Genomic DNA, 13,390 nt, shown 5'->3' on the forward strand with positions numbered 1-13,390 from the left:
TCTTCATTCACCCATTTATTTTCTTAGTAGTTTGGTAGCTCCTGAAAAGATAGCTAAGCTTCCAATTCCAATTGCACTAGCTAGACCGACTTTTTTCAATGTTTCTGTTGAAACAAATTCTTGATATGCCAATGCTAAGTTTTGTGGGCGTTCTGCAAGGCGACGCATGAAGTAAGCAAACCAGTCATTACCATATGGTACATACTCAGTGAAATGATAGCCTTCTCTAGCAATTTCTTCAGCTAATTCACTGCGGAAACCATATAACATTTGGAATTCAAAATTATCCTTATCAATATGATGATCTTTTGCAAATTGTTTAACGTGATTGATAATTTTATCATCATGCGTAGCGATAGATGTGAAGTTTTTAGCATTAAGTAAACGTTTTTCAATAAGTCTAATATAATTCGCATCAATTTCTTCTTTAGTTTGATATGCAATGTTTGCTTCTTCTTTATATGCACCTTTAACCAATCGTAGACGTAAGTCAGGATATTTATCAAGTAAATCACTAGCATCATATAAGTATGCTTGAATCACTGTACCTACATTTTTAAATTCACCTTTTAATCTATCAAGAACTTCGATAATTTGTTGTAAGCTTTGATATTTTTCAGTATCAATATTGATATGCATTTTATCAAATTCGTCTGCTTTTAAAAGGATTTCTCTTAAATTTTCATAAGCTAAATCTAAATCAAATTCTGCGCCTAATGAACTTATTTTAACAGACATGTGAGCGTCAACATTATAATCTTTAACTGCTTGCATAACTTCAAGAATTTCATTTTTAGCTTGAGTTGCTTCAGCTTCTGTACCCACAAATTCTCCTAAGTTATCTACAGTAACTTCGATATTTTTGTCATTTAATCTTTCAATTGTATCAATAAGTTGTTCAATAGTATTGCCTGCAACGACTTTATCCGCGCCCATGCGAGGTCCAATTCTTTTTGCTGTTTCATTTAAATATGTGCTGTTAGATAAAGCGATAAAAAAATCTTTGAAAAGTGACATTTATAATTCCTCCATTACACACAAATCGTTTACTTATATATAGTTTAGCATGAAATACGTTGTCAAGAAAGCGTTTTCAATTATCAGAATAGTTTTTATAATGTATAAATACACTTATTTAATTTAATAACAAAATTGTTTAAATTAAAGTTACTTCAATGATTGCTAGTAAACTCCAATCCTAATGAATTATCTGATATAATATTAATGTTGGAATTTAAGTATGAAAGGATTAATAGATATGTGGAAGTGGGAAACTGAACAAGACGCGAAAGGCGTAGTAGTCATAGTTCATAATATTCTTGAGCATACCGGACGTTATGCTTACGTTATTACAATGTTAAGACGTAATGGCTATCATGTTATTATGGGAGATCTGCCTGGTCAAGGACAAACTTCTCGCATAAATAAGGGACATTTAAAAAGTTTTAATGTTTATCATGAGAGTGTCTTAGAATGGATTAGAATTGCAAATGAATATAAAATACCTACATTTGTAATGGGGGTAGGTTTAGGTGGACTTATCTTGCTAAATCTCCTTGAAAAAACTGTGGTCCCTATTGAAGGAATATTATTGTTGTCTCCAATGCTTGAATTACAAAAAAACAATAAGACACGTAAAAATATGTTTATTTCTAATATAGGTAAAGGCTCTAAGGATGCTCGTTTTAAACTCGGCATTAATTATAATGATTTGACACGTAATAATGAAGTCATTGAAGAAGCTAAACAAGATGGATTAATATTAAAAAAAGTAACTTATAAATGGTATAACATTATTATCGAAACAATGAAAGAAACTTTACAACATATTCAAGATATCAAACCACTTCCAACATTATTAATGTATGGTACAGAAGATAAGTTATTAGATTTGCACTCGATTATAGAAGTTAAACATCAACTTCCAACTACTGAATTTTATTTTAAAGCTTGGAAAGGACTTTACCATGAGATCCATAATGAACCAGAACGTGATCAAGTGATGCGTTATGTCTTAACTTTCTTAAACAATAGCGTGAATACTATGGGATTTATAGTTAAAGAAGAAGAGATTGAAGAAATTTAAAATACTATTAAGAATCAGGACACCCAAACTTTGTATATCAAAGAAGGCGTTTCCTGATTTTTTATTGTATAGATTTTCATATTTTATATGATTAAAACTTTCTCGGGAAAGTTGATTAAAATTTAAAGAATTGGTATATTTTATTTGGATAAATTTATAAATTTTTATTGTAATTGCATGTTTAAAAGTTTGTAGTTTTATATAAAAAACAAACATTTTTTACATATAGGTTTAATTGTCTTAATAGTAATAATTTAAGAGTATTATGGTTATTTTTCAGGGTAAGAAATGTCGAAAATCATATCATGAATTTATTTAGATAAGGTTAAAAACATGAAGGAGGGGGCTCCATTGAGTAATCAAGCTAATGAGAATGTAACGATGATTTTGCAATTAGAAGAATTGTGTAAAGAAATTAATTCTGTTTTTAAAGTGATTTATGAAAATTATGATTTAACGAAAGAAGAAGTTTTAATTTTATTAACGTTATGGGATAAGGGACCTATGACATTAAAAGAAATGGATAGTTACGTGAGTATAAAAGCTTATAAAAGAACACGTACTTACAATAATCTAGTTCACTCTGAATGGATATACAAAGAACGACCTTTAGATGATGAACGCACAGTAATTATTCACTTTAATAAAAATAAAAAAGACGACAAACAAGAATTACTTAATTTTATAACTAATATTATTAAGAAAAGATATCAATTATTCGAAGAAAATTTAAAATCATTAATGGAAATTTAATTAAATAAACGAGCTTAACACTTGGGAATGATAATGTGTTAGGCTCGTTTTAATTTAACAATTTGATTAAAGTTAGCGTTTTTCAATCGCGCATATAAATGGTGCATGATTGATTTGGTTAATAAATTGATATTGTAAGACATGTGCTTTAGTTTGATCAATACTTTTCAAATATTCTATCACTGCATCACGTTCAATTTTACCTTCCTCGTGACCATGGTAAATCACTAATACAATAATTCCCTCGACACTTAATAATTCAAAGATATCTTCAATTGCTTTAATAGTAGTTTCAGGATGTGTAACAATCGTCTTATCACCTTTTGGAAGGTACCCTAAATTAAAGATGGCTGCATCAATCGTATTAGTAACTTTATCTTTTAGATGCTCTAAGATATGTTCGTGTCCCTCTTGTATAAGGGTAACATTGTTATAGTCTTTAACTTTTTCGGAAGTATTTTGGATTGCTGTAGCTTGAATATCAAAACCATAAACATGACCATTTGGTACATGTTGAGCTAAGAATAAAGTGTCATTACCATTGCCACATGTTGCATCAATAACGTTGCTGTCTTCGGTGATATGATTTTGTATGAGTGTTTTTGAAAAGGGAAGAATACGTTCTAATTTCATGATTTGATTTTGGACTCAGCTTTATAATGTTTACCTTGATAAGAATCGCGACGTGCAAGTTCGTTATCAATTTCATTTAAAACTTCCCATTTATTAACACTCCACATAGGACCTACCATTAAGTCAATTGGTCCATCTCCAGTGATACGATGAATAATCATTTCTGGAGGTAAAATCTCAAGTTGATCACAAACTAGGTTGGTATAGTCCTCTTGTGACATGAATTCAAGCATACCTTTTTCATATTGCTTTACCATAGGCGTACCTTTTAATAGATGAAGTAAATGAATTTTAATACCTTGTACATCCATTTGAGCTACTTCACGTGCGGTTTCCATCATCATGTTGTAATCTTCACCAGGTAAACCATTAATTATATGCGTACACACATTGATGTTATGTTTTCTTAATTTCGCTACACCTTCATAATAAGTTTGCATATCGTGTGCACGGTTAATTAAATCAGACGTTTCTTGATGGACAGTTTGTAATCCTAGTTCTACCCAAAGATAAGTACGTTCATTTAATTCAGCTAAATACTCGACGACATCATCTGGTAAACAATCAGGACGTGTAGCGATTGATAAACCAACCACGCCTTCTTCTTTTAAGACAGGTTCATATTTTTCTTTTAATACTTCAACCGGTGCATGTGTATTAGTGAAAGCTTGGAAATAAGCAATATATTGACCTTCGCTCCATTTTTCATGCATTCTATCTTTAATTTGCTGGAACTGAACTTCAATAGGATCTGCTCTATTACCAGCAAAGTCACCACTACCTGCAGCAGAACAGAATGTACATCCACCGTGTGCAACTGTGCCATCACGGTTAGGACAATCAAAGCCACCATCTAACGCAACTTTAAAAATCTTTTGACCAAATTTATTTTTTAAATGGTAATTCCATGTATGATATCGTTTATTTTCAAAGGCATACGGGAAATAGTTACCCATAATACATTATCCTTTCTATCTAACTTAGTTCTAAGTAAAGATTTTAACATATTTTAATGTTATAGTGTTTAATGTGGTTCTACAAATATATAAAGAGGGGACTAGAAATATGAATATACCTAAATCAGTATGGTGGCTAGTTATTGGCATGGCGCTAAATATAACTGGTGCCAGCTTTTTATGGCCTTTAAACACAATTTATATGAAAGAAGAACTTGGTAAGAGTTTAACAACAGCTACGCTCGTTCTAATGGTTAACTCATTTGGCATGGTAGTTGGTAACTTACTAGGTGGTTCATTATTTGATAAATTGGGTGGTTATCGCACAATTTTGATAGGTGCCTTTACATGCTTGACTAGTACTACACTTTTAAACTTCTTCCATGGATGGCCATGGTATGCGGTTTGGCTAGTATTACTAGGATTTGGTGGTGGAATGATAGTTCCCACAATATTTGCGATGGCAGGTGCCGTTTGGCCTAACGGAGGTAGAACGACATTTAATGCCATTTATTTAGCACAAAATATGGGTGTTGCGCTTGGTGCTGCTTTAGGTGGTTTCGTAGCAGAATTGAGCTTTAATTATATCTTTATAGCAAACTTAATTATGTATGTTCTATTTACATTAATAGCAGTGACTCAATTCAATCTTGAATATCATGCTAAGATGAAAACACCTGACAGTATTGATATTAAAAGTAAAGAAAATAAAAAACGCTTCATGGCTTTACTTGCTTTATGTGGAATGTTTGCTATTTGTTGGATAGCCTATATTCAATGGGAAACAACTATCGCATCATATACACAAGAACTGAATATTTCATTATCTCAATACAGTATTCTTTGGACTGTTAATGGCATCATGATTTTAGTTGCGCAACCATTAATTAGACCTGTGATTGTTCTATTAAAAGGTAACTTAAAAGCACAAATGTTCGTTGGAATTTTAATCTTTATGCTTGCATTCTTTGTTACAAGCTTTGCTCAACAATTTACTGTGTTCTTAATTGGTATGATTATTCTAACGTTTGGTGAAATGTTTGTGTGGCCAGCAGTTCCTACTATTGCTAATTACTTGGCGCCTGAAGGTAAACAAGGTCAATACCAAGGTGTTGTTAATTCAGCCTCTACTGTAGGTAAAACATTCGGCCCATTCATCGGTGGTGTGTTGGTAGATACCTTTAATATGAGTGCAATGTTCATAGGAATTATGCTTCTTTTAATTGTTGCTATGATTTTCCTTGCTGTTTTTGACAAAGGGTTACCAAAAGGCAAACACCCTAGAAATACTCGTCAATGATTTCAAGAGTAAATCACTTTTAAAAAAATAAATTAACCACTTGCAAATACGTCGCGAATCTCATAATATTAAATTGTATTGGAGTAGTAGCTTAAAGACTTTTCAACAGAGAGCTAGTGGTGGTGTAAACTAGTGTTAAGAATTAAGTGAACTTACCGTTAAATAATTAAATTTAAAACATCTCTTACTATTATAAAGTGCACATAATTATGTGAATTAGGGTGGTACCGCGGCTTATAGTCGTCCCTTTAAAATGTAATAGTTAGAGATGTTTTTTATTTATCTTAGGAGGAGAAACTTTGGGTTACAATCACAAAGAGATCGAAAAGAAATGGCAAAATTATTGGGCTGATAACAAAACTTTCAAAGCTAGCGATAATTTAGGTCAGAAGAAATTTTATGCATTAGATATGTTCCCATATCCATCAGGGGCAGGACTTCACGTAGGTCATCCAGAAGGATATACAGCAACAGATATTATTTCACGTTGTAAACGTATGCAAGGCTATAATGTATTACATCCAATGGGTTGGGATGCGTTCGGTTTACCAGCTGAACAATATGCTTTAGATACAGGTAACGATCCGAGAGAATTTACTAAACAGAATGTCCAAACGTTTAAACGTCAAATTCAAGAATTAGGTTTCAGTTACGATTGGGATAGAGAAGTAAATACGACTGACCCTGAATATTACAAATGGACACAATGGATTTTCATCCAACTTTATAACAAAGGTCTTGCTTATGTAGATGAAGTAGCAGTTAACTGGTGTCCGGCTTTAGGTACAGTGTTATCAAATGAAGAAGTTGTTGATGGTGTATCTGAACGTGGTGGTCATCCAGTATACCGTCGTCCTATGAAACAATGGGTATTAAAAATCACTGAATATGCTGATCGCTTATTAGAAGATTTAGACGAATTAGACTGGCCTGAATCAATTAAAGATATGCAACGTAACTGGATTGGTCGTTCTGAAGGTGCGCGTGTTACTTTTGAAATTGAAGATAAAAAGGACTCAATCGACGTTTTCACAACACGTCCAGATACAATTTATGGCACTACATTCTTAGTATTAAGTCCTGAACACGCATTAGTAGATGACATTACTTCAGAAGATAAAAAAGAAGAAGTGAAACGTTACCAAGATGAAGCATCTAAAAAATCTGACTTAGAACGTACAGATTTGGCTAAAGATAAATCAGGTGTATTCACAGGTGCTTATGCAATTAATCCATTATCTGGTGAAAAATTACCTATTTGGATCGCCGATTATGTATTATCAAGTTACGGTACAGGTGCAGTAATGGCGGTACCAGCTCATGACGAACGTGATCATGAATTTGCTACTAAATTTGATTTACCAATTATTGAAGTCATTGAAGGTGGCGACGTTCAAAAAGAAGCTTATACAGGTGCAGGTGCACATGTTAACTCTGGCGACTTAGATGGTTTAGATAATGAAGCGGCTATCACAAAAGCAATCGAGTTACTTGAAGCTAAAGGCGCTGGAGAAAAGAAAGTTAATTACAAATTAAGAGACTGGTTATTCAGTAGACAACGTTATTGGGGTGAACCTATTCCAATTATCCATTGGGAAGATGGCACAATGACAACCGTTCCAGAAGATGAACTACCATTATTACTTCCAGAAACAGACGAAATTAAGCCATCGGGTACTGGTGAATCTCCATTAGCGAATATCGATGAGTTTGTGAATGTTGTAGATGAAAAAACAGGCATGAAAGGCCGTCGTGAAACAAATACAATGCCACAATGGGCAGGTAGTTGCTGGTACTACTTACGTTACATCGACCCTCATAATGATAAAATGTTAGCTGATCCAGAGAAGTTAAAACATTGGTTACCAGTTGACTTATATATTGGTGGGGTAGAACATGCAGTGCTTCACTTATTATATGCTCGTTTCTGGCACAAAGTATTATATGATTTAGGTGTTGTACCGACTAAAGAGCCTTTCCAAAAATTATTTAACCAGGGTATGATTCTTGGTGAAGGTAATGAAAAAATGAGTAAATCTAAAGGTAATGTAGTTAACCCTGATGATATCGTAGCATCACATGGTGCTGATACATTACGTCTTTACGAAATGTTCATGGGACCTTTAGATGCTGCTATCGCATGGAGCGAAAATGGTTTAGATGGTTCTAGACGTTTCTTAGATAGAGTATGGCGTTTATTCATTAATGAAGATGGTTCACTTTCTGATAAAATTGTGGAAAGCAACGACAATTCATTAGATAAAGTGTACAATCAAACTGTTAAAAAAGTGACAGAAGACTTTAATACACTTAACTTCAACACTGCTATCAGTCAGTTAATGGTATTTATTAACGATTGCTATAAAGTTAACGAAATTTATAAACCATACGCAGAAGGTTTTGTTAAAATGTTAGCTCCAATTGCGCCACACATTGGTGAAGAATTATGGAACCGTTTAGGTAATGCGGATACAATTACGTACCAACCATGGCCTACTTACGATGAATCATTACTTGTGGATGCAGAAGTAGAAATCGTTGTACAAGTTAACGGAAAAGTTAGAGCTAAATTAAACATTCCTAAAGATTTATCTAAAGAAGAAATGCAAGATTTAGCATTACAAGATGAAAATGTTAAACTATCTATTGAAGGTAAAGATATTAAGAAAATTATTGCTGTACCTCAAAAACTAGTTAACATCGTTGCTAAATAAAATTAAAGGAGTTTTACAAATGGAATCTATTAGTGTAGATCAATTAAAAGAGAAAGTACTAGACGCTAATCCAGTGAATATTGTGGATGTAAGAACTGACGAAGAAACTGCATTAGGAATTATTCCTGGAGCTAAAACAATTCCAATGGATCAAATTCCTGATAACTTAAATCAATTTAATAAAGATGAAACATACTACATTATTTGTGCTGCTGGTATGCGTAGTGCAAAAGTAGTGAAATATTTAGAAGACCAAGGTATCCATGCTGTAAACGTTGAAGGTGGCATGAATGAATGGGGTACTGAAGGAACAGATATTGAAAGTATCTAAATAAAAGTGAAATTTTATTAATAAATATAAAACTAGCTCGAAAGAAGGGATTTAAGTCTTTCGAGCTAGTTTTTTAGTATTAAAATAAGTGAATTTTATAATTGAATATAAAGTCAAATGAATGAGATCTGATTTATTCCTCTACTTCTGGTTCAAATCGACCTGCTTCATACCCAGCAACATGGCCAGTCACCAAGGCGCTCGTGATATTATAGCCACCTGTATAACCATGAATATCTAATACTTCACCACATAAAAACAAGCCGGGTTGTAGCTTAGACATCATTGTTTTCGGCCAAATTTCTTTCAAACTTACGCCGCCACCTGTAACAAATGCTTTATCGATAGGCAGTGTACCATTAACTGTAAAGGTAAAACCTTTTAAACCTTCAACAAAACGCGTGAGTTGTTGATTAGATAAATGATGATACGTAGTTTTATCATCAATATCCGCTTGTTCTAACATGAATAATAGATAACGTTCTTCTATTAAACCTCTTAAACTATTTTTTACATATTTATCAGGAACTTCATTAAGCATTTTTTTAATTTTTTGTTCTAATTCATTTTGTTTAATATCTGGAAAGACATCAAGTTGCATCATGATATCTTGTTTCTTTTGATTCTTTTGTTCTTTATATACAAATTGGCTACAGCGTAGGGCAGCTGGACCACTTATACCGAAATGTGTGAATATCATATCCATTTGATGACTTATGCGTTTCTTGCCATTCTTTTTCAAAACAGATAATTCAACATCTTTAAGGCTTAAACCTTTTAATTGTTTAGATTTAATAAATGATTCTGGAGAAGTAATAGGAACTTCGGTAGGGAAAAGTTCAGTGATGGTATGACCAAAATGTTCAGCAAATTTATAACCGTCCCCAGTTGAACCAGTTTGAGGAACGCTAGTCCCACCGGTTGCAATAACAACAGTTTTAGAAAGAAATTCCTCATTTTGTGTTGTCACTTTAAAATGATAATCCTCTGTTAATTTAATACTATTCACGATTGTTTCTTCTCTAATTTCAACGTGGTTATCTTTAATCGTATTGACTAAAGTATCGACCACATCTTGTGCTTTGTTTGATACCGGAAACATACGTCCGTGATCTTCTTCCTTTAATTTAACACCGCGATTTTCGAAAAATTCAATAATTGATTCGTTATCAAAAATTGAAAAAGGACTATATAAAAACTTCCCATTTCCAGGTATGTTTTTTATAATTTCTGCGTAGGGGAGACGATTAGTAACATTGCAACGTCCACCTCCAGAAATTTTTAACTTACGTCCTAGACCTTTCTTTTTTTCTAATAAAAGAATTTGGTTATTAGACTTACTAGCGGCGACCGCCGCCATTAGTCCACTTGGCCCTCCACCGATAATAATAGTTTGGTACATGTTTTAACCCCCATTTTGATTCGTTAATATTTTATCTAGAATTATCATTTTTTACTATGGATGTCATAAGAATTTACAAAATATAGATGACAAGTTACGCTAAACAAAGTATTTATACTTCTAAATTTTTGAAATATGTTTCATAAATAAATTTATTATTATAAGAATAATTCTTAAAAACTTGAAAAGATACAGGAAACAATAAGTATTTTGTGATATATTTTATATTAATGCAAGTCTAGAAAACATGCAGAAATAAAAAGTATATCAATCAAATCAATGATTAATTTTAAAGGTAGGAAGATTAAATATGAGTGAAAATAAGGAAATGGTACGAGGCACCTTCCTAATAACCTTAAGTATTTTAATTACTAAAATATTAGGAGTCCTTTTTGTAATTCCATTTTACGCAATTATGGGTGCAAATGCAGAAGAAAAATTAGCACCTTTCAACTATGCTTATGTTCCTTATAACATCGCTATTGCCGTCGCAACAGCCGGTGTACCTTTAGCAGCCTCTAAATTTGTAGCGAAATATAATGCATTAGGCGCCTATAGGGTAGGACAAAAGCTGTACAAATCTAGCTTTATTGTAATGACAATTTCTGGGATTATTGGATTTTTAATTTTATTCTTTTTAGCTCCTGAAATTGCGAGTATAACGCTTGGGCAAAAAGAAGGGAAAATTGGTTGGTCAATAGCAGAGATTACTTGGATTATACGAATTATTAGTATGGTAGTAGTATTTATACCATTACTTGCTACATGGCGTGGTGTCTTCCAAGGTTATGAATCAATGGGACCTACTGCTGTGTCAGAAGTTACTGAACAACTTGCAAGAATTATTTTTATTTTAATAGGTAGTTACTTAGTTCTTAATGTCTTCCATGGTACATATTTACAGGCGAATGGTGTCGCAACTTTTGCAGCAGCTATAGGAGCCATTGCAGGTCTATTAACACTCTGGTATTACTGGCGAAAACGTAAACCATTTATTGAAGACATGGTGGCTTCTGATAATACCGGATTAGATGTATCTTATACAAAAATGTATAAAGAAATTATTTCTTATAGTATTCCATTTGTTATTGTAAGTCTTAACTTTCCGTTATTTAATTTAGTAGACCAATTTACACATAATAATGCACTGGATGCTGCCGGAATGCATGCAAACAAAGACTATTTCTTTACAATTTTAAACTTTACGACAAATAAAATTGTCATGATACCTACATCATTAGCTGCAGGTTTTGCTGTAAGTTTAATACCTTATATTACTAGAACATTTGCTGAAGGACGTTTAACTGAAATGCATCGTCAAATTAAAACTTCAATTGGCGTATTAATGTATATTACAGTACCAGCAAGTTTAGGAATTATGGCCCTATCATCACCATTATATACAGTGTTCTATCAATATAATCCTGATGGTAACAAAATATTATTTTACTATGCGCCAGTTGCAATATTAATTTCTTTATTAAGCGTAACTGCTTCAATGTTGCAAGGTATTAATAAGCAGAAATTAACAGTTTTTGTTATTTTAGGTTCAGTACTTTTAAAATTAATTTTAAACTTCCCACTCATCATGATGTTCCATACTGCCGGGGCAGTGTTAAGTACAGCTATCGCTTTATTAGCAGCGAATATAGCAAATCTAATGATTTTAAAAGTTTATGCGAAATATCATTTTACTGATACATTTGTTCAAGTTGCGAAGATCTTTATCTATAGTTTAATTATGATGATAGGAGTAGAGGTTGTGTACTTCATATTAAGTCTCTTTATTCCTGTAGATCGCAAAATTGGCGCATTAATTATTTTAATCGTAGGTGTCATTGTGGGTGCATTAATTTACGGCACAATAACTATTAAAAATCGCTTAGCCGATGAGTTCTTAGGAGATTTACCTGGTAAAATTCGTCGGAAAGTTGGTTTCTTAAGATGAGATTAGATAAATTTTTAGCCAATATGGGCGTGGGCACACGAACTGAAGTTAAACAGTTATTGAAAAAAGGAAATATAGAAGTTAATCAAACAGTTGAAAAGTCTCCTAAAACTCAAATTAAACCTGAGCAAGATGAAATTTCGATAAACGGAGAAAAAATTATATATATTGATAAAATTTATATTATGCTCAATAAGCCTAAAGGTTACATCTCAGCTACTCACGATGATTCAGCTCAGACAGTAATAGATTTGATACCAGAATATCAACACCTTGATATTTTTCCTGTAGGTAGACTTGATAAAGATACAGAAGGATTGCTCCTCATTACTAATGACGGCCAATTTAATCATAATCTTATGAGCCCTACTAAACACGTTTCTAAGACATATGAAGTTATATCGAAATTTCCTATTAAAGAAAGCGATATTTTAGCTTTTGAAAATGGAATCGAACTATCCGACGGGCCAGTTAAACCAGCCCAATTAGTTAAAGTTAACGAGACAATTTCACATGTGACAATTTACGAAGGAAAGTATCATCAAGTAAAAAGGATGTTTCATGCCATCGAAAATGAGGTATTAGAATTAAAACGTCTTAAAATCGCTAATTTAGCGATAGATGGTAATCTTCAATCAGGAGAGTATCGATTACTTACTGATGAAGAAATACAACTTTTACAACAATAACAAAAGGAGAAGGTGTTAACTATGGCTAAAAGAGCAGGTTTATTCAGAATTCTAGCTGGAATTGGTGTTGCAAGTGCTGCAGTTGTATTATCTCGTAAAGAAAGCAGAGATAAATTAAAAGAACAATATAATAAATATAAACAAGACCCAGAGGGTTATAAAGAAAATGCAAAAGATTTAGCGAACCAATTTGGTGCTAAAGCAAACGAAAAAATTCAAGACGTAAGAAATAATCCTCAAGATTATGCAAATCGTTTAAAAAATGATCCTAAAGCGTTTCTTGAAGAAGAAAAATCTAAATTCACAGGTCAAAATTCAAATAAAGAAGATTCTTTACAAGAAGGAAAATTTGATGATGAAGGTGGCGCAACAGTAGATAATAATTTACGTGTTGTAAGTGAAGAAGATTTAAAAAATAATAAAAATGCGTTAGAAGATAAAGACTAAAAAATATATTTTAATTAAGTAGTTAAAATGATATAGACTGATAGATTTTGTCGACAGTCTAGACTAATATTGATTTTCTAAGATGTTTTTAGGAGTGAAACAACGAAATCAAGTTAATTTGATTTCGAAGC

At 32.5% G+C, this 13,390-nt stretch carries 12 protein-coding genes and 1 other annotated feature; of the genes, 8 read left to right on the forward strand and 4 right to left on the reverse strand.

Going from position 1 to position 13,390, the window contains the following annotated elements:
- Nucleotides 1-15 precede the first annotated feature (15 nt).
- Nucleotides 16-1,017, reverse strand: coding sequence for a proline dehydrogenase family protein (locus MT340_RS05650; protein WP_243589114.1), 1,002 nt, complete (start codon nucleotides 1,015-1,017; stop codon nucleotides 16-18).
- 241 nt (nucleotides 1,018-1,258) lie between these two features.
- Here MT340_RS05650 and MT340_RS05655 point away from each other — a divergent pair, with 241 nt between their 5' ends.
- Together MT340_RS05655 and MT340_RS05660 are read left to right on the forward strand one after the other, a co-directional pair.
- Nucleotides 1,259-2,086, forward strand: a complete 828-nt coding sequence (locus MT340_RS05655; RefSeq protein ID WP_243590241.1) for an alpha/beta fold hydrolase — start codon at nucleotides 1,259-1,261, stop codon at nucleotides 2,084-2,086.
- A gap of 351 nt (nucleotides 2,087-2,437) precedes the next feature.
- Nucleotides 2,438-2,839 (forward strand): transcriptional regulator, SarA/Rot family, encoded by a 402-nt coding sequence (locus MT340_RS05660; RefSeq protein ID WP_481906657.1) that lies wholly within the window; start codon nucleotides 2,438-2,440, stop codon nucleotides 2,837-2,839.
- Between the two features lie 72 nt (nucleotides 2,840-2,911).
- Here the strand turns inward: MT340_RS05660 and mnmM are convergent, their stop codons facing one another.
- Together mnmM and mnmL are read right to left on the reverse strand one after the other, a co-directional pair.
- On the reverse strand, nucleotides 2,912-3,472 hold the full coding sequence (gene mnmM / locus MT340_RS05665) for a tRNA 5-(aminomethyl)-2-thiouridylate-methyltransferase MnmM (protein ID WP_243589116.1): 561 nt from the start codon (nucleotides 3,470-3,472) through the stop codon (nucleotides 2,912-2,914).
- Nucleotides 3,469-4,428, reverse strand: coding sequence for a tRNA modification radical SAM protein MnmL/YtqA (gene mnmL, locus MT340_RS05670; RefSeq protein ID WP_243589117.1), 960 nt, complete (start codon nucleotides 4,426-4,428; stop codon nucleotides 3,469-3,471). The genes mnmM and mnmL overlap by 4 nt, the downstream gene beginning before the upstream one ends.
- Before the next feature lie 109 nt (nucleotides 4,429-4,537).
- Between mnmL and MT340_RS05675 the strand changes: the two genes are divergently transcribed.
- From MT340_RS05675 to MT340_RS05685, 3 genes are all read left to right on the forward strand, one after another.
- Nucleotides 4,538-5,728, forward strand: coding sequence for an MDR family MFS transporter (locus tag MT340_RS05675; RefSeq protein ID WP_243603651.1), 1,191 nt, complete (start codon nucleotides 4,538-4,540; stop codon nucleotides 5,726-5,728).
- Between the two features lie 64 nt (nucleotides 5,729-5,792).
- Nucleotides 5,793-5,979: a binding site (T-box leader), on the forward strand.
- Nucleotides 5,980-6,027: 48 nt separating this feature from the next.
- Complete coding sequence (leuS, locus tag MT340_RS05680) at nucleotides 6,028-8,442, forward strand: leucine--tRNA ligase (protein ID WP_243603652.1); 2,415 nt, start codon at nucleotides 6,028-6,030, stop codon at nucleotides 8,440-8,442.
- Nucleotides 8,443-8,461: 19 nt separating this feature from the next.
- The gene (locus tag MT340_RS05685) at nucleotides 8,462-8,773 is read left to right on the forward strand and encodes a rhodanese-like domain-containing protein (RefSeq protein WP_103298296.1); all 312 of its coding nucleotides are present in this window, start codon (nucleotides 8,462-8,464) and stop codon (nucleotides 8,771-8,773) included.
- A gap of 133 nt (nucleotides 8,774-8,906) precedes the next feature.
- On the opposite strand, the gene MT340_RS05690 is transcribed toward MT340_RS05685, so the two are convergent.
- Complete coding sequence (locus MT340_RS05690) at nucleotides 8,907-10,175, reverse strand: BaiN/RdsA family NAD(P)/FAD-dependent oxidoreductase (RefSeq protein ID WP_243589120.1); 1,269 nt, start codon at nucleotides 10,173-10,175, stop codon at nucleotides 8,907-8,909.
- A gap of 310 nt (nucleotides 10,176-10,485) precedes the next feature.
- Here MT340_RS05690 and MT340_RS05695 point away from each other — a divergent pair, with 310 nt between their 5' ends.
- The 3 genes from MT340_RS05695 to MT340_RS05705 are packed head-to-tail and all read left to right on the forward strand — an operon-like array spanning nucleotide 10,486 to nucleotide 13,259.
- Nucleotides 10,486-12,123, forward strand: a complete 1,638-nt coding sequence (locus tag MT340_RS05695) for a putative polysaccharide biosynthesis protein (protein ID WP_243589121.1) — start codon at nucleotides 10,486-10,488, stop codon at nucleotides 12,121-12,123.
- Nucleotides 12,120-12,812: a pseudouridine synthase gene (locus MT340_RS05700; protein ID WP_243589122.1), complete on the forward strand. Its 693-nt coding sequence runs from the start codon at nucleotides 12,120-12,122 to the stop codon at nucleotides 12,810-12,812. The genes MT340_RS05695 and MT340_RS05700 overlap by 4 nt, the downstream gene beginning before the upstream one ends.
- A 21-nt stretch (nucleotides 12,813-12,833) precedes the next feature.
- A complete protein-coding gene (locus MT340_RS05705) occupies nucleotides 12,834-13,259 on the forward strand; it encodes a YtxH domain-containing protein (RefSeq protein ID WP_243603653.1) in 426 nt (141 codons plus the stop codon).
- Nucleotides 13,260-13,390 lie beyond the last annotated feature (131 nt).

Source organism: Staphylococcus sp. NRL 16/872, from assembly GCF_022815905.2.
In the GTDB taxonomy this organism is placed as follows: Bacteria; Bacillota; Bacilli; order Staphylococcales; family Staphylococcaceae; genus Staphylococcus.